The 17772-nt window shown below is 36.2% G+C and carries 14 protein-coding genes and 2 pseudogenes; 13 read left to right on the top strand and 3 right to left on the bottom strand.

All coding sequences use genetic code 11. The features are described from left to right. Positions 1–6 precede the first annotated feature (6 nt). A complete protein-coding gene (locus ED2_RS04225; protein WP_005877632.1) occupies positions 7–969 on the top strand; it encodes a sce7725 family protein in 963 nt (320 codons plus the stop codon). 126 nt (positions 970–1095) lie between these two features. On the opposite strand, the gene ED2_RS04220 is transcribed toward ED2_RS04225, so the two are convergent. The 3 genes and pseudogenes from ED2_RS04220 to ED2_RS04205 form a co-directional block, all read right to left on the bottom strand. After that, positions 1096–1641, bottom strand: a complete 546-nt coding sequence (locus ED2_RS04220; protein WP_005877633.1) for a guanylate kinase — start codon at positions 1639–1641, stop codon at positions 1096–1098. 120 nt (positions 1642–1761) lie between these two features. Further along, positions 1762–2943 (bottom strand): NupC/NupG family nucleoside CNT transporter, encoded by a 1182-nt coding sequence (locus ED2_RS04215; protein WP_016176634.1) that lies wholly within the window; start codon positions 2941–2943, stop codon positions 1762–1764. Positions 2944–3171: 228 nt separating this feature from the next. Further along, positions 3172–4673, bottom strand: a pseudogene (locus ED2_RS04205) (DUF1846 domain-containing protein). 158 nt (positions 4674–4831) lie between these two features. Between ED2_RS04205 and ED2_RS04200 the strand changes: the two are divergent. From ED2_RS04200 to ED2_RS04140, 12 genes and pseudogenes are all read left to right on the top strand, one after another. Continuing rightward, on the top strand, positions 4832–5023 hold the full coding sequence (locus ED2_RS04200; RefSeq protein WP_005877639.1) for a hypothetical protein: 192 nt from the start codon (positions 4832–4834) through the stop codon (positions 5021–5023). Between the two features lie 206 nt (positions 5024–5229). After that, positions 5230–6117: a V-type ATP synthase subunit I domain-containing protein gene (locus tag ED2_RS04195; RefSeq protein ID WP_005877641.1), complete on the top strand. Its 888-nt coding sequence runs from the start codon at positions 5230–5232 to the stop codon at positions 6115–6117. After that, positions 6114–7157, top strand: a complete 1044-nt coding sequence (locus tag ED2_RS04190) for a hypothetical protein (protein WP_060789699.1) — start codon at positions 6114–6116, stop codon at positions 7155–7157. The genes ED2_RS04195 and ED2_RS04190 overlap by 4 nt, the downstream gene beginning before the upstream one ends. A 91-nt stretch (positions 7158–7248) precedes the next feature. Further along, complete coding sequence (locus tag ED2_RS04185) at positions 7249–7749, top strand: hypothetical protein (protein ID WP_005877645.1); 501 nt, start codon at positions 7249–7251, stop codon at positions 7747–7749. After that, positions 7746–8147, top strand: a complete 402-nt coding sequence (locus ED2_RS04180) for a DUF4430 domain-containing protein (protein WP_016176637.1) — start codon at positions 7746–7748, stop codon at positions 8145–8147. Before ED2_RS04185 ends, ED2_RS04180 begins: the two co-directional genes overlap by 4 nt. Positions 8148–8374: 227 nt before the next feature. Beyond that, complete coding sequence (locus ED2_RS04175; protein ID WP_005877651.1) at positions 8375–9313, top strand: cation diffusion facilitator family transporter; 939 nt, start codon at positions 8375–8377, stop codon at positions 9311–9313. A gap of 187 nt (positions 9314–9500) precedes the next feature. Then, positions 9501–10288, top strand: a pseudogene (locus tag ED2_RS14750) (AzlC family ABC transporter permease). Further along, positions 10281–10598, top strand: a complete 318-nt coding sequence (locus ED2_RS04160) for an AzlD domain-containing protein (protein WP_005877655.1) — start codon at positions 10281–10283, stop codon at positions 10596–10598. Before ED2_RS14750 ends, ED2_RS04160 begins: the two are co-directional and overlap by 8 nt. A 140-nt stretch (positions 10599–10738) precedes the next feature. Further along, on the top strand, positions 10739–12346 hold the full coding sequence (locus ED2_RS04155; protein WP_005877658.1) for a polysaccharide biosynthesis protein: 1608 nt from the start codon (positions 10739–10741) through the stop codon (positions 12344–12346). Positions 12347–12673: 327 nt separating this feature from the next. After that, positions 12674–13522 carry a DegV family protein gene (locus ED2_RS04150; RefSeq protein ID WP_005877659.1) on the top strand — a complete coding sequence of 283 codons (849 nt, stop codon included), beginning with the start codon at positions 12674–12676 and terminating at the stop codon, positions 13520–13522. A gap of 1623 nt (positions 13523–15145) precedes the next feature. Then, the gene (locus ED2_RS04145) at positions 15146–16615 is read left to right on the top strand and encodes a DUF2397 family protein (protein ID WP_016176640.1); all 1470 of its coding nucleotides are present in this window, start codon (positions 15146–15148) and stop codon (positions 16613–16615) included. A gap of 2 nt (positions 16616–16617) precedes the next feature. Then, entirely contained in the window at positions 16618–17763 is a 1146-nt protein-coding gene (locus ED2_RS04140; RefSeq protein ID WP_005877663.1) for a DUF2398 family protein, read from the top strand. The last annotated feature ends 9 nt before the right edge of the window (positions 17764–17772 follow it).

Genomic DNA, 17772 nt, shown 5'->3' with positions numbered 1-17772 from the left:
TAAATCATGTATTATCCCTACTTAAGAGGGAAACAATTCGATCTACTGGCGCTCAAAGAAAGTGTGAATCGAGGGCTTCTTTCGAAGAGGATAGAACCGATCATTGAACCGGTTCGTGATTCGGCTACATTAAAAGGAGTCGTTGAATTATTCCAGAAAAAAAAGCATCCTTTGACGATCATCGATAACCCGCAAGTAGGACAATTTAAACTATTTGACCAACATCTGCATACATGGGAGATTCTCAAAGACAGTTCATTACGTAATGCATCGATCATTACACCAGAAAACTACGAACGGCTCATCGATCATCCACCTGATATGATTATCTTTGATGGACAACACCAACCACGGGAGAGACAAATTTGGAAAGCTCTAGCGAACACACATGCACAGTTTTTGATTCCAGATAATAGCCGTATTCGTATTTGGCTGCCTGAAAATAAAATCGTGATCAAAGAGTCGTTTAAAACAAGGAAACATGTAGAAGCCTATGGTGAAAAAATAGATGATTTCTTTAGCGATGATTATCTCTTTTTTCGAGAAGATGGTTATATTGGCTTCTCTGATTTTACCATCGAAGGGAGTCACTACTTTGACAAAGGGTTTCCCAGCCGAGCTTTAGCTTTGCATGTGACGTATATCGATGCTTATGGAAATTTGCGGGTGAAACACTTTGTTTCTGATACCAATGAATCTGCAAAAGACCAAGCGTTGAAATTTTTTGAAGCGGCGGAAAAACTAGAAAGATGGGTCATGAGGAATCATAATCAGTTAGTGATTACAGAAGGACTCTTAGAGTTATTGATGATTTACCATCAACAGAAGTTTCCAGGGCTAGGTGTACTAAAAAAATGGACGTTGTTGCATCATTTAGAATTGATCAGTCAATCATTGGATCGTCCTGATTCTTGCTTTAGGAATGGCAAAAGGATAGAAGCACTTTATTCCATCATTGAGGAAAAGTAAAAAATAATCGCTAGAAAAAGAGCTTAAACAAAAACAGTTGCTAGTAGGCATCTTTTTTGTTTAGGCTATTTACATGGTTTTTTTCGATAATTGTGACAGGAACTTTTTTGCTTCATGAAACTGATGCTAGTTGAGTTGTGCATAAAATTGGGTGACTGCATCTGAAAGGTTCCCATCATTCGTCAAGCAGTTCAATTGTGGCAGTTTTTGTAACGCGGTCAACTCTTCTAGATCTTTTTTGAATAACGCAAGTCGTTGGTTTATCTGTGTGTCGGAGTCGCCGCGACTTCGCAAGCGTTCTTCCAATTTAGCGTGAGAGATCGTGACGAAGACTGGTTGGATCTTTTCACCAAAAACAGCATGAACTGCCCAAAAACCTGGTGCTGTCAAAATCGTGTAGCAATCATCCTGTGCCAGCTTTTGTGTGATTTCTTCTTTGCTAGATCCATATTTGTTTCCAGCGTACTCATCCCATTCAACAAATGCACGATCATTGATCATCTGATTGAATTCTTCTGGAGAAACAAAATAATAATCTTTTTGATCTTGTTCCCCAGTCCGTGGACGTCGAGTGGTATAGGTGATGATTTTTTGGTCTTGACGAAAAATTTTTTCGGCGATCGAAGTTTTTCCTGAACCTGAAGGACCGATAAAAACATAACATTTATTCATCTTTCTACTCTCCTCACGCTTGTAGATAATCTTTGTAATGATTGATACTCCTTAACAAAAATTGCATTTCTAAAAATCGACAATGCGTATTTTCAGAAAATGCAATTGAATGGTTGCTTATTATACTAATAGACCTGTGACGATAGCACTTAAAAAGCTGACTAAAGTTGCTGTTAATAGAATTTTTAGCCCATGTTTAGCAACTAGATTTCCTTTTTCTTCATTTAATCCTTTCATAGCACCAGAAATGATCCCAATAGAAGAGAAGTTGGCAAAGGAAACTAAGAATACAGAAATGATTGCTGTAGTCCGTTCAGTGAACTGGAAGTTGCCTTTTGCTAATTCAGTCATCGCAACGAATTCATTCGTTACTAATTTAGTTGCCATCAGACTTCCAGCATCAACGGCTTCGTTCCAAGGTATGCCACTGATGAATGCGAATGGGGCAAAGATATAACCAAGTATTTCTTGGAAAGTCACCCCGAATATCCCACTAAAAATCGCGTTGATCATGGCAATCAATGCCACAAAACCGATCAGCATCGCCGCAACGGTGATTGCTACGTGGAAACCATCCAGAATATATTCACCCAACATTTGGAAGAAGGTTTGTTCTTTGTCTTCTTCGATGATCAGCTCATCTTCTTTTTCATCCAACTGGTAAGGATTGACAATTGATGCCAGAATATACCCACCAAATAAATTCAACACAAGAGCAGTAATCACATACTTTGAGTTGATCAGTGCCATATATGAACCAACGATGGACATGGAAACAGTGGACATCGCAGAAACACTCATGGTGAACAAACGCTTTTCAGATAAAAATGGTAATTCTTTTTTGATGGAAATAAAGACTTCAGATTGTCCTAAGATGGCAGAGGCGACACCATTGTATGATTCAAGTTTGCCCATGCCATTGATTTTACTTAGACCTAACCCAACTCCTTTCATAAATAGGGGGAGGATCTTGATATAACGTAAGATTCCAATGATCGCAGAAATAAACACGATAGGCATCAAAACAGTTAAGAAGAATGGTGCACTCCCTTTATTTGCTACCCCTGCAAAGACGAAGTTTACCCCTTCGCCTGCAAAGGCTAATAGCTGTTCAAATAGTTTTGCCAGTAACGAAACAACCGTCGTACCGAATGTGGTTCTCAATAATACGAAACCGAATACCAATTGTAAGACGAACATCACCAACAATGGTTTCATTTTGATTGCTCTTTTGTCCGTACTAATCAAGAAGGCAATCCCAAAAATAAAAATCAAACCGATAATTCCTAAAATATGACTCAAAAAATCACTCCTAATCAAATTTCCGTTTAATTTTACCTGTTTTACGCTTAAATTACTAATTTTTCTGTTCAATTTTCATCTGTTTTTTAGAGTGAAACGGATACATGAGAAAATCAGAGCTTATACGAAATAAAAACTCCTAAAAGATTTTTCGAGCATGTGCTCTATGAGAAGCATGACACGAAACTTTTAAGAGTTTTTTTGTGGATTCCAGTTCTTAGACTCGAATTATTGATAGTATAGATTTTCAGAAGGGAAGAGTGGTGCGCTAGTGATATCGATTCCTAATTGTTTTAATGTTTGTTCATCATTTTTATTGACCATCACTGTTGAATGGGCTTGAGCGCCATCTAGTTCTGCAAGTTTTTCATAGGCAACTTGTGCGATTGGATTTGTTACAGCGCTGATAGATAGAGCAATCAATACTTCATTCAAGCTTAGGGTATCCACAGAAGAATGAAGCGCAGTTGATTTCATTCCTTGGATCGTTCCAAAACAAGTGGTGAAAGCAACGGGATATCATCAGCGATATGTGCCAAATGTTTCACTGCATTCAAGATGACCGCAGCCGAAGCATCCATCAACGAGCTAGTACGTCCAGTAATGATTACTTCATTCGGCAACTGGATCGCAATGACGGCTACCGGGTCTTTCGTAGGGCTTTGGATCGTTTTGGCATAATCGTGTGCGGGCAGCACCACTTTACGATCTTTAGGACGCAAGCCGACTTCTTCCATGATCAATTTGATTCGATTGACTGCTTCTTCATCGATCAAGCCCTTTTTGAAATCACATTCTGTTTGGAAGTAACGACGGATGATTTCTTGTTTCGATGCTTCTTGGACTACCGCATCATCTACGATACCGAAACCAACACGGTTCACACCCATATCTGTTGGCGATAAGTAAACAGATTCTTTGCCTGTGATTTTTTCAATGATTCGTTTGATCACAGGGAAAGTTTCAATATCCCGATTGTAGTTGACCGCTATTTTGTTATACGCATCAAAATGGAAAGAGTCGATCATGTTAACGTCTTTTAAATCGACGGTTGCTGCTTCATAGGCGATATTCAATGGATGCTTCAATGGAACATTCCATACAGGGAAGGTTTCAAATTTTGAGTACCCGGCGGCATGGCCTTTTTGACTTTCATGATATAACTGATTCAAACAAGTTGCTAATTTTCCGCTACCGGGACCAGGGGCGGTAACGACAACGATTGGTTTCGTCGTTTCAATATAGTCATTTTTCCCGAAACCATCTTCTGAAACGATTTTTTCCACATTTACAGGGTAATCCTCGATTTCAGCGTGTTTATAGACTTTGATGTTACGTCTTTCAAGTTTATTGATAAATACTTTTGTTGCTGGTTGACCATTATAACGAGTGATCACGACGCTGTTGATGGATAAGCCGTAGCCACGGAGTTCATCGATCAATCGCAAGATATCCATATCGTAAGTGATACCATAATCTCCACGGATCTTGTTGCGTTCGATATCTCCTGCGTATACGCAGATCAAAATTTCTGCTTGATCTTTCAATTTTTGTAACAGCTTGATTTTTGCATCTTCCTCAAAGCCAGGCAATACACGTTTGGCATGTTTGTCATCTACCAATTTTCCGCCAAATTCTAAATACAATTTATCATAGTGATTTACTCGTTCTAAAATATATGCAGACTGTTCTTCAATATATTTCTCTGAATCAAAACCGATTTTTTTCACTAGTTTCCCTCCTTAAGTACTAAAGCATTTTTTCATTTTTTTTCGATTTCGTCAACTACCAAAGGGCAACTTGCGAAAAGTATGCCTAATTTAGCAAAAACTTGCTTGTCTAGTAAAACATTCATTGGTATGATAGTGAGTGATAAGGAAGGTGTCACATGAAAAAAAGACAGAAAAAGAAAAACGCGTATAAACAATATATTCGTTCTATTTTTACCGGTTATGAAAAAATGCTAGAAAATACTGATTTAGAAGAATTGAAATTTTCTTACTTGAATGAAGAAACACTTTTAACTCGTGATGAGAATCAGCGTATCCACTTCACAACCAGAGATCTGCCTAATAAATAAAAACTTTCATTAGTGCGAAAGAGTGGGACAACTCCCGCTCTTTCGTTTTACTTTTACCTTGTAGCAAGTCAAGAGAACTGAACGTACAGCAAAACAAAATGAATTTTACATAGGAGAAGATGCCCGTTGTAACAATTTTTTCTATAAAATGGTACTATTAAAGTATCTATACAGAGTTTTTTTTAGAATGTAAGGAGGTAAGTAGGATGAAGGAATCCAATCCAATAGAACCACAAGAAACGATTGATCAGAATGAAGAAGGAGCTTCTTTTTACGATATCAAAGAAAAAGCAAGCACCAATCTTTCTCAGCTATTAGAAGCATTACAAGCCTTTGAAAAAGCTGTTAGGGAAGAAAACATTCCAGAGATCTATCAGTTATACAATAGTGAATTAACGGAAGAACTAAAAAAAAGTTCAAATGAAAATCATGAAATCGATCAGTTATTGATGCGAAAAATCCATGATCGTTTTATTCAAGAATTTCCTTTTATGGAATTAGTCGAAACGATTTCCCCAACCATGAGCTATTATAAGATTGGCTCTTATTATCATGAAAGACCAACGATTGGGATTGATGCAAGTCTACCAGAGATTTTTGTCCTACCAAAAATCGATGAGGAGTGGGGATTTTATGCCACACAACAACCGAATGATTTTAGCAAACAGGTCAATGAACTGGATGCCAAGGTGATCACGGCTAAGGCGGAGATCGAAAGACTAGATGAAGAACTAAAAGAAATCAATCGTAAAATCACTAGTTTAGATGATAATAAAGGCTTCTTGAACCGTAAAAAGATTGAAGAGGAAATCCAAGAGCTAGAGAAACAAAAACAAATTTTATCAAATGAAAAATTAGGCTGGCTACCTTATATAGAAGAACCTGAAAAAATCCAGCAACAAAAAGAAACACTATTAAAAGAAGCAAAGTCAGACCAACTTCGAGCGGCAATCGTCGAAAAAGAGCAACGTCAAATCAAGCGTTTCTTTGGTGGAAAAGAAGGATTCAGCCAAGCCATCCACCACTTTTTGATGACTTATTTAGGTAGTGAAAATCCTGAACCAACGTTTCAAGAGGGAGGGCCTGAGGAATGAGCCATAAGGATGAAACAAGACCAATAGAACAAGAAAATGAAGCAATCGAATCGCTAGATGGACTGGCTGAACAAGAAAATGAAGAAACAGTAGAAGCTGCTCCTGAGGTAGAAACAGAATCAATTACTGATACCATCGAAGAGAATGAGCCAGTAGAAGAACGTAAACCCGCGGTCGATGAAAATCAACTTTACCTTGATAGCAAAGAAAAAGACCATCTGGATATTGTGAATATGATTGAAACAGCAGAGATAGAATTAGCAGATCTGCGTTTACGGAAATATCTGATTGAAGCAGATTTCTCAGGATTACTAGATTCTTTTGACCGTTATTTACTTAAAGATGAGCCGATTTCCCCAATTGGAAAGACAAGCTTGATCGAGTACTTTACTTATGAATTGTTGAAACCCCTGAACGACATTGGGTTAGAGTTATCGACCACTACCTACGATCGTTGGGAAACCAGACATTTCTCCATCAATTATAGTTTAGATGAGCAAAATCATTTGATCTTTTCTTTTGTTCTACCTACAATCGATCAACGCTACCAAGTAGAATCGATCAATTTATTAGAAGTGATCCCAGAAACGATGGAGGTCACCGTTCAGGATGATCGGGTGTTATCACTGATCCGTTACTGGTCAGTCGATCGGGTCTTTTCTGCAGGACAGATCACGATTTTTAATCACAAGCTGAACCAGCTTTTAGCACACGCAAGAAAATTAGGCTTCATCGTGAATCAAACATTGCTTGATAACACTAAACCACTTCACTTGAATCTACAGAGTGAATTTGAATTTAGCGAATCAGTATTGGATGATATCTTCATTGTTGCAATGAAGAATCCACAGTATGATTTCGAAAAATTGACCGAGGAAAAATTCAAAGTTCTGTTAGACAAAGGTCAATCGTTGACGATCACGAAGAACGAACAGAATCAAACGGGATTGACGATCTCATCTGGCGATTACCATCGATCTGTCATTGATTTCTTTATCAATTATGAATTTTTAGTACCACTGATGGCTCGCAAGAACTAGGTGCTTGAGTTAGAAACATGTGACGGTCAGATTAGCGACCGTCACATGTTTTTTTTTCCGTATAAATAAGCGAAAGGGGAGTTGCCAAAAAATGACGACCAAAAAAATAGCTCAGTTGAGTCTGTTATCTGCAGCATGTGTGGTTGGCAGGATCATTTTTCAGTTAATTCCTAATGTGCAGCCGATGACAGCCATTTTTCTTTTTGTCGTGCTGTACTTTGGTCTACAAGATGCATTGCTTGTTATGACGCTATCGCTCCTTTTAAGTAATCTTTATTTTGGGATTGGCCCGTGGATGATCGGACAATGGATTAGTTTTAGTCTGATTTTAATTCTTTTTTGGGTTGTACAAACGCACCTTAACCGAGAGAAAAAATGGTTGACGGGTAGTTGCTTTTTTTTGGCAGGTTTATTCTTTGGCTTGTTCATGACGATTTTTGATAGTATACTTTATCAGTTAACGAATCCTTTTGTATACTATATTCAAGGACTCAGTTTTGATCTGTTCCATGCGACGGGAAATCTTGTATTTTTTCTACTTGCTTTACCCGTCATTGAACGGTTTGATCGATTAAATGGGAGGAAAAAATGAAAAAAATCTATTTGTTCAGTCTTGTCGGCTGTATTCTTTTGTTGATGGGTGGCTGCACAACTGTTGATTCATCCAAAGAGGAAAATCAGCAATCTAAGACGGAACAGACACAACAAAAACAGCAAACAACGACCATCATTATCCAGGAAGATGGTAAACAGCTTTCAAGTAAAACAGTGTCTTTTAAGACGGGTGACAACCTTTTGACTGTTTTAAAAGAAAATTTTGCTATTGAAGAAGAGCAGGGATTCATTACCTCGATTGATGGCCACAAACAAGATAAGCAGAAACAAAAATATTGGACATTCACGATTAATGGAAAAAGTGCAACGAAAGGCGCAAAGGAGATTGTGCTAAAGAAAAATCAGCAGATCGTATTTGATTTAGCAAAAATCTAAGCATTTGTAGTCGCACCAACAAGAAAAGGAAATGAGCTTGGGACAAAAGTAAGCAGCACTTTTGTCTCATTCTTTAAAAACGAATAAACGGTGGGAGCAGAAGCAACACCTTCTTAAATAAGCCGAAATCCACAAAAATTTGAAAAGTAATTTTCGTTTATTTCTTCTTATTTCTCGGAGTTAAACACTTCTTTCCCAGCCTCTGTTAGAAGAAAGAAGGAAAAACAATGGAAAATTTAAAGAAAAGCGGGATGTTTTCAGTGATTGCTGCGCTAGGAGCGAATATCCTAGTGGCCATCAGTAAATTTATCGGCTATGCGATCAGCGGAAGTGCAGCAATGCTAAATGAAAGTATCCATAGTATTGTCGATTGTAGCAATCAGATCCTATTACTTTTTGGAGATAAACGGGCAAGTCGCGGGCAAAGCGAACTGCATCAATTTGGTGAAGGGCGAGCAAAATACTTCTTTAGTACGATCGTAGCAATGATGCTTTTCTTCGGTGGTGGTGCGCTTGGTGTGATGGAAGCTTTTGAAAAACTGACACATCCTTCCCATGAAGTTGGTAATCCACTAATCGTAATTATCATTTTACTTTTCGGCTTGGCAATCGAGGGCAGTTCTTTACGTATTGCGATGAAGGAAATCCATGAGTTGAACACTGAAAAGTTGTCGACACTTAAATTTTTACGGGAGAGCCGTCATAGTGAAATCTTGATTATTTTCACGGAAGATTTCTGTGCAGTGATTGGTTTAATCCTTGCTTTGCTTGGAACGATCTTAACGATGGTTACTGGTATTGCAGAATTTGATGCAATCAGTGGCATGTTGATCGGTTTACTTTTGATGGGCGCAGCCATTTTCTTGGCAAAAGAATTTTACAGTTTGATCATTGGAGAAAGTGTCACTGCTAGTGACTTGCTAAAAATCAAAAAAGCTTTTGAGCGACCTGAAGTATCCCATTTGATTGATGTCAAAACAGTTCACTTAGGCCCAACTGAAATACTAGTAGCCGCAAAGATCGATATTTTTGAATCAAGCGAAAGTGAAGCTTACAGGATCGTCAATGAGATCGAAAGATCGATCCGTCAATCTCTAGTAGATAAAAAAGTATATATTTACATCGAAACGGATAAGTATGATCCAAATTATCAACGGATTCAATAAGAACCCTTGGGGATTTTCACAGTATTATTTATGTGGAAATCCCTAGTTTTTTGATGCAATATTTCAGGAATTAGTCAGAAAATGAGAAAAAAATAATTTTGTTTTTAGATAAAACGGCTACATTTTCGTTTTTTTATGTTACAATGAATCCGCTGTTTATTTGTTGTAATTGAAGGAGACATTTTTGATGGATAAAAAGAAAAGTGCGCCATGGCTTCAGTCTTTGCACGCAGTAATGCCACTTTGTTTAAGTTATATCCCGGTTGGATTGGCTTGTGGAGTGCTATTACAAAAAGTTGGCTTTGATCCAATTTTAGCTGGACTGCTGTCTATTTTGGTTTTTTCTGGCGGGGCGCAATTTTTAGTTGCTTCGATGCTTACAACACAAGCATCTTTTGCAACCACACTTTTGATGGTATTTTTCTTGGAATTACGCTATACATTGTTAGGATCAAGTCTTTCTGGATTTATGAAAAAAGAAAAAAACGTTTTTTAGCTGTTTTTTCACAGTCTTTAAATGATGAAAATTACGCAGTCAATTATTTGAAATATTCAACTGATCCTACATGGAACAAGCAAAAAGCGTTATATGTAAATTGGTTTTCAATGGCTTCTTGGGCAGGTAGTAACATGATTGGAAACTTTTTTGGGTCAGTCTTTCGTGTTGATGCAGATCTTGTTCACTTTGCTTTGACAGCAATGTTTATCTTTATGTTCGTGATGCAGATGAAAAATGCGCTGCTGATTTTGACAGGTGTCCTTTCAGGTGTTTTAGGTGTCATCTTCATGGTACTTTTCCAAAATACGTTTGGATTGATTGCTGCGACGATCATTGCTTCTTTAGCTGGATTTGGTCTGGAAAAAGCATTTAAGAAAGAAAAAGCAAAGAAGCTAAAGAGACTAAAGAATCGTGGCAAACATGTCAACGAACCGCTTTTCAATTTCCCAGATCAGGAGGTCAATCATCGTGACTAAGACGTATCTGTTGCTTTTAGTATTAAGCTTGTTCGTGGTAGCCTATGTTCCTAGGCTGTTCCCGATGCTTTATTTTACACACCGTAAAGTACCATCTTGGTTTAGCGAGTGGATGAAATATGTACCGGTAGCACTTTTTGCGGCTCTAGCGTTCAAAGATGTGTTCATTACCCATGAGCATTTAGATATCGCATGGAATATCAAAGTCCTAGCGATGGTATTAGTGGCAGGAGTAGCCTACAAATCACGCTCGATGGCTTTGTCGGTATTAACCGGATTAGCTTCTGTATTTCTATTATCCATGTTATAAAAGTTCGCCTTCTCTAAACTTAGAGAGCGGCTTTTTTATTTTCATTGCGCATAAAATTTCAGCAGTGATTTGTCCTCTCGCTTTTTTTTGCTATAATAGGGGAGATATTGATTTAACTATAGATAGTCGAGGAAAATTTAATGAATAAAAAATTGATGCAAGGAACATTCTGGTTAACGTTTGCCAATTTGTTATGTAAGGTCTTAGGAGTCGTTTATCTGATTCCTTGGTTAAGTATGATGGGGAACAACCAAGATGGCATGTTAGCAACAACACTGTACAATGTCGGGTATCTCCCATATGGATTGTTTTTGATGTTAGGAACAGTCGGCTTTCCAAATGCCATTGCCAAGAAAGTGGCAGTTGCAACGAAGGAAGGAGATCAAGAGGCATGTGGCATGATTTTTCGCAGTACGATCAACATCATGTTCGTGATTGGGATCGTTTCGGCAGCATTGATGTATCTCTTTGCACCATTGCTTGCTGGAATCAGCCCGATTGCCAATGTGAATAATGGGATTCTAGCGATTCGCAGCCTGTGCCCTTCATTAGTGGCAATCCCGATTCTTAGTGCAATGCGAGGTTATTTTCAAGGAAAGAACAACTTACGTCCTTATGGTAGCTCTTTGATCATCGAGCAAGCTGTACGTGTACTAGTGATTTTAGCAGGTACGTATTATTTGCGCGTATTAACAGACGGTTCGATCGTTGAGGCCGTATTGATCAGTACTGTGGCATCATTTTTTGGTGGATTCGCAGCGATCATCCATATGTATTTTGTAGGGCGTAAAAATGACTACTTTAGATTAAAAGATTTCTTGATTTCAAGTCGGTATTTCCAGAAAGAAAATCGTTCTGCTTCTGTATCGATCATTCGAGAAACGTTGCCTTTTATTTTCGTTGGTTCAGTTATCACGATCGTTCAAATGATCGATCAAGTAACGATGAAGCCATTGCTCCATTTCTTTCGACCAGCGATTGCAGATCAACAGTTAGAGTTTTTATTTAGCCGAGCATCTGTGAATCCGAATAAATTGACGCTGATATTGATCTCTATGGTGGGTACCGTGGCAATCAGTAGTCTGCCGATCCTTAGTACTTTGAAGAAAAAAGACCGACTACAAATCGAAAAAACAGTCGGTGACAGCTTTTCGATTGCCGTTTTGATCTTATTGCCGTCGTTAGCAGGCATGTCCTTATTGGCAGGTCCTTTATATACGTTGTTTTTCGGGTATGATCCAGACAGCGTAGGCTATTTCCAATTTGCTCTGTTGGCGTCGTTATTCTTTTCTTTATTTACGATTTTATCGACAATGTTGCAGTCCTTGAACCACCATTTAGTAGCGATTCGCTTAACAGTGGAAGCCATCATTTTGAAATTGGTGTTCCAAGTGATCGGGTTAGCTTTATTAGGCGGATACGGTATGAGCTTTTCAAATACAATTGCTTTTGGGATTGTTTTTATTCGCGGGTACCAGTACATGTGTAAAGAATATCGAATTGCGCCATTTGTGCGAATCAGTCAATATTTCTTAAAAACATTCCGCTCAACTTTCTTCATGCTGGTGGTATGTTCATTGGTCTTCCTAATGCTGAATACACAACTTTCAATGACCTCAAAAGCACATGCAGTCGTTTATTGTGGGGTCATCGGGATCGTTGGTGGCATCACGTTCTTATTCGCGCAATTCGGGAGAAACGGGTTGCAACACGTACGCAACTTCAAAAATCGCCACCAAGAAAACTGATTATGTGGTATTTTTAACAAATGATTCGACAACTTTTCTGAAAGAATATGAAGGGAGAGGGTGAGAGGAAAGTAAAAGCTGCTTTTTTCTCACCCTCAAAACTTGAATAAATGATATGAGTAGAAGTTATCATTTTTAGAAATCAGCTGAAACATTCAAAAACATGAAAAATGGTTTTGATAAATTTCGTTTTTTCACTTGGATCTGCTTTGGTATCTCGATCCAAAGTAGATTCTTCACTTTTTCTTACAAAGGTTCAAATATAAGTCTTCTTATGATATAGTTAGGAAGACTGGTAAAATTCTTTGAAACGAGGAACTTAATTAAATGAAACTTGCAGTAGTTACTGATAGTACGGCATATTTGCCGGAACGAATCAAGAATCATCCAGATTTATTCGTGATCCCAATCCCAGTGATTTTAGATGGTAAGATCTACAACGAAGGAATCGATATTGAAGCGGATGAATATTATGGACTCTTAAAAAATAGCAAAGATTTTCCAACGACTTCACAGCCAGCTGTTGGGGAAGTTTTGGTACTTTACGAAGAGTTGAAAAACAAGGGATACGATACGATTTTAAGCATCCATCTATCATCAGGCATTTCTGGCTTTGTGAATACATTACACGGGCTGAAAGAAGATGTGGAAGGTGTCACGATCGTTCCGTATGATTCAAAGATCACAAGTATGCCAATGGGCCATATGGTTGAAGCAGCACTAGATATGAGTAGTAAAGGACATTCTTTAGAAGAAATCATTACACATGTAGATCGTATTAGAGATAATACCTATGCGTATCTGATCGTGGACGATTTAAACAACCTTGTCCGAGGTGGTCGTTTGACTAACGGAGCGGCTTTGATTGCTGGGCTTTTAAAAATCAAACCAATTTTGACTTTCTCTGAAGGAAAGATCGTTTTATTTGAAAAAATCCGTTCAAGTAAAAAAGCTTTTGCTCGCGCAGAAAAAATCATCGGTCAAAGAAATGAAGAAATTGCACCACCTGTGAAACTATACGTCATTCACGCGAATAACTTAGAAGTAGCAAAAGAAGAAAAAGCCAAACTACAAAAACAATATCCGAATGCAGAGATTGAAATCGGTCATTTTGGCCCAGTGATCGGCAGTCATTTAGGCGAAAAAGCAATCGGACTTGCTATCTCAGCGCAATAATTCCTTTTTATTTCTATTCATTTGAAAAAGAGAAGCAAGAAAGACTAGTACTTGAAAGTATCATTCAATAGAGAGAACTGTTCTCTTGAAATCTCGTAAGAGTTTTGTAAAGAGGCATGGCCTACTCAAATACTTAGCTATTGATTAACTAAGAAAAAGAAAACCAATGATTCGTTCATTGGTTTTCTTTTTTGGCTCTAAGTCAAATCGTGTTGTTTTAAATTAAATCATAAAAAAGAAGACGTTTCAGCGTTTGATTCTATCAGAATTTTTCTTTGGAAGAGGGGAAAGTGGTTGAGTGAAGCATTATTGATCTTTTAGTTTTTTAGAATGGTACGCCAATATCTTTTTTATTTCCGATACTTTTTCTTCGCTTCTGGATTACTTTTAGTCAGTTCATCGTCTGAATCCGCTGCATATTCAACGCCCGCTTCAGTTGTTGGATCACATGAAATCGGATAATGAGAATGAAATGCATTGCTTTTTCGCAGGCTTTAATTTATTTGGACGGGTAGTTGGTTGAATAAATTTTACCAACTGTGAGTCTTTTTCGATTGAAACGAAGAAAGAGTCTTATTAGAAAATGAAAATGCCTAATTGTAGAATTATAAAAAAATAATATATCAAGAGTGGTTTTATTTTTTTATAACAATATAAATTAAATTAAAATCGTTTACATACTTGTTTTATGAAGATATAATTGCCTTATTCAGAATTAAAAACAACAACTACAGATACTTATCCAATAGTATCAACCAATGTAATCAATATTCATCAATTACGATTGCTCTGTAAAATAATTGGGTTATGGTTATAGGCGTTTATTCATATGAAGGAGTGATATATAGTAAATTAAGAAAAGTCAAGTTCATCAAATGGAAGTATGATAGTGAATTAGCAGATATATTGTAGTAAGATCCGTTTGAATGAAAGTAAAAATAGATTAACTGTTTGCCAAAGTGTTATCAAAAGTAAAAGAAAAGCCAGTTTTTAAGTAAGCACTATATTTTTTATAAAAAAACTTAACAAAGTATTCTTCAGCAAAATCGCCATTCACAAAGTACATAATATCGAGCAATACATAGTCAATATAATTCCGTAAATGATCAGGAACTATTATCATTCCTTCATATTAGGAGTTGTCTTTTTAGAGTATTTGCAGTTGCTATTGTCATTATCTATCATTTCTTTTCAAGAAATTTGCTTGAGAAGGTAGAAAATTTGGCTGCTTCATCTTCTTATCTAATCAAAAACCAAGTGAACTTTCTTCAACTGTCTTATCCCAGTGTAATAATTATAAATAGAATGAGCACGGGACAAAAGTAAGAAACACTTTGTTCTCATTCTTTAAAAACGAATAAACACTTCTGTCCCAGCCTTACGTACCATTCCATATACAGACTCCAATCAATTAATCAGAATTTCTTATTTTTCAACTGGAATTACATTTATTGTTGGTGGATTATTCCTTATTCCTGTTGAAGTAAGCATGTTTGATAATGGACAAAACAGTATTTCTACTACACAAAAAATTTTATTTAAGTAAGCAATGATTGATAAGAAAATGTAACATTGAAACTTATTATAACTAATATTTGTAAAATTTCGTTGAGGTGATTTCATATGAATGACGAGGCCATGAGTCTATTTAAATTTCTTAACACAACAAATTCAAAAAGATACCGGATGATTCTACATTTTTTTTATATGGAGCATCAACAAACCAGTTACCTATTAAAAAAAAGAGACATATGGGAATATATGCTAAAAAATTATCCTGAACCTTATACAGAAGATGAGCTTCTGACTGATTTGAAACGATTATGGGATTATGGAAATTTAAATGTGATTGAAGAACAAGCAAAAAAACGTACACTCGAGGAGTTCAACACTAACGACTATACTTATTCTATTGAATCTCGTACAGTGGACATCGTTGAATTATCTGAAGAAATTGAACAACGGATGGACGAGCTAGTGGGGGAATTGAATGGAAATAAACTTCGAGATATCTATACTATTTTAGAACGTATGCCTAGATTGACTGACCAAGAAAAAATCTATAAGAATTATGAGGATTTAAAGCGCGTTTTTCAAGAAAATAATGACAATACAGTGAGCTATTTTGGTTATTTGAACAAAGAAATCACAAAAGGTGTCTTACAATCTAAGGAATTTATTGATGTAAAGATAAATTTTTTACTCTATCTAAAAGATTATGTTTTAGAATTGGAAAAACAACGTCCAAAAATATGGAGTACACTTAAAAATATTAGTGAAGAAACTAAGATGAATATAGCAAATACCCATATAAAACATCGTAAAGAAATTGCTTCATTCTCCCCAGAAAAAATAAATGAAACCGACTTGAAAAATCAAGTATTTGACCAGTTTAACAATATTAAAGTTTGGTTTAGCAATAATGAACATAGCATGTATAGCAAAATATACAACCAAGCAGAACAGATGATTCAAATATTTTCAAATGCGGATGTGCAATACTTCAACAGACATAAGATGCAACGAAATAGACAAGCAGATTTTCGAAAAGTTGCAGAATGGATGTATCAAGAAGGTAATGTAGATGAAGTGGCCAAAATGTTTGTTTCTATTTTTGGAATGATGAACATGAAACATGTAAAAACTAGTGAACAGTATATTTACGATGGAGATAAATTTAGTAGTATCTGGGAGATTTCCCCAGAACTTATTGAATTAAAACCGCGAAACAAAGTAGGAACTGTTCCTCAGAACGTCCAAGCAACAAAAGCATATTCTTCTGATCGGAGAAAACTCAGAAAATTATTACTAGACAATGAAATAAAACAAAAAGAGCGTGTATTAGACTACTTTGACAACGGAGTTTTAAACCTCAGTGAAGATATATTTATGGATGAGGAAACTAGAAAAATTATTCGTCAGTGGATCAGTAATGGAATTACTCGTAAAGATCATATCACGAATACAGTATTTGGATTAAAAATACTTGTAGAACTGGACGAAGAAGCTGAAGCTAGAATTTATTCAGAAAATGGTGCTTTAACAATGTCTGGTGTAACATTATCTATTCTAGATTTTGGGAAGGATGAGTGAAAATGAACGAATCTATTTTCAATTTAATTCAACCCTTGTTTGAAAATTATATCATATATAGAAAAAGCAACCCAAAACTATATTTCCATATACGTCAAAACCAAATAGAAATCTCTCGTAATTTAAAATATTATTTTGGATTGAAACTTACCATCCAGAAAGAGTTTATTATGGTAAGACATATACCGTTAGAAGCTAAGCCATATATGGCGATTAATGATTTTAAAGAAATAAATGACTATGTATTTCTAATGCTATTAATGGCGATTATTGATGCTAAGCGCATTGATGAATCTTTTTATTTAGGAGATATCGTAAAAGATATAGTATCCATTCATCCAGATAAAGAAATGTTAGATTGGACGATTTCATTACAAAGAAAATCGTTAGTCAAAGCACTAAAACTAATGACTGAATTAGGAATAATTAAATTGATGGATGGCTTAACAGAAGATTTTGATACTAAATTTTCAAAAGATGATGAACGACCGTACGCTCTCTATGAGTTAGGTGACTTTAGTAAATTCTTCTTTAATAATCAATCAAGAATTTTTGATAATTTTATTGAGTATCAATCATTCGAAGAATATAAAAATTCTTTGAAAACGGAGCAGCAAGAAACTTTAGCCCTCCGCCAACGTGTCTATCGACAACTGATCGAAAATATAGCAATTAATTTTAATAGAAATACAGCAGATAGCGAGTTTGTCTATATGCGCCGTTCAGAGAATGAACGTAGTCTAAAAACTTTTTGGGATCAAACTACATACAACTTCGAACTTTATAAAGATACAGCATTTTTATCAACTGAAAAATTTTCTACTAATCTTGCAATGTTTCCAACAAGAATGCAAATTGATGAAATTATCTTGCAGTTGTCAGAAATCTTGAGAAATGAAGATACTCATGAAATAAATGAAAAAGGGGAAAAGAACTTGACCTATCCGGCATGGGAAAAAGTTATTTCACAAAAATTGATTAAGTTTTATGACCAATACTGGACAACAGAATTTCGTGGAAAGGGTTTTGATTTTCTTAATACCAATTTAAAAAAACGGTTACAAGAAATCTGTTTCATTTATGATGATAGAAATGAAGAATTGATAACAATTTATCCGGTTTTTGTAAGAATTATTGGCGCAATTTAAAGGAGAGCA

The sequence above is a fragment of the Enterococcus durans NBRC 100479 = LMG 10746 genome (assembly GCF_001544215.1).
GTDB lineage: Bacteria > Bacillota > Bacilli > Lactobacillales > Enterococcaceae > Enterococcus_B > Enterococcus_B durans.
The sequence above is the reverse complement of the archived record's forward strand: the minus strand, read 5'-3'. Positions and strand labels throughout refer to the sequence as shown.

What these genes read in the sequence shown, in the direction of transcription:
- ED2_RS04225 (WP_005877632.1), top strand. Translation starts at nt 7, where the DNA reads ATGTATTATCCCTACTTAAGAGGGAAACAATTCGATCTACTGGCGCTC.
- ED2_RS04220 (WP_005877633.1), bottom strand. Translation starts at nt 1,641, where the DNA reads ATGAATAAATGTTATGTTTTTATCGGTCCTTCAGGTTCAGGAAAAACT.
- ED2_RS04200 (WP_005877639.1), top strand. Translation starts at nt 4,832, where the DNA reads ATGAAAAAAAGACAGAAAAAGAAAAACGCGTATAAACAATATATTCGT.
- ED2_RS04195 (WP_005877641.1), top strand. Translation starts at nt 5,230, where the DNA reads ATGAAGGAATCCAATCCAATAGAACCACAAGAAACGATTGATCAGAAT.
- ED2_RS04190 (WP_060789699.1), top strand. Translation starts at nt 6,114, where the DNA reads ATGAGCCATAAGGATGAAACAAGACCAATAGAACAAGAAAATGAAGCA.
- ED2_RS04185 (WP_005877645.1), top strand. Translation starts at nt 7,249, where the DNA reads ATGACGACCAAAAAAATAGCTCAGTTGAGTCTGTTATCTGCAGCATGT.
- ED2_RS04180 (WP_016176637.1), top strand. Translation starts at nt 7,746, where the DNA reads ATGAAAAAAATCTATTTGTTCAGTCTTGTCGGCTGTATTCTTTTGTTG.
- ED2_RS04175 (WP_005877651.1), top strand. Translation starts at nt 8,375, where the DNA reads ATGGAAAATTTAAAGAAAAGCGGGATGTTTTCAGTGATTGCTGCGCTA.
- ED2_RS04155 (WP_005877658.1), top strand. Translation starts at nt 10,739, where the DNA reads ATGAATAAAAAATTGATGCAAGGAACATTCTGGTTAACGTTTGCCAAT.
- ED2_RS04150 (WP_005877659.1), top strand. Translation starts at nt 12,674, where the DNA reads ATGAAACTTGCAGTAGTTACTGATAGTACGGCATATTTGCCGGAACGA.
- ED2_RS04145 (WP_016176640.1), top strand. Translation starts at nt 15,146, where the DNA reads ATGAATGACGAGGCCATGAGTCTATTTAAATTTCTTAACACAACAAAT.
- ED2_RS04140 (WP_005877663.1), top strand. Translation starts at nt 16,618, where the DNA reads ATGAACGAATCTATTTTCAATTTAATTCAACCCTTGTTTGAAAATTAT.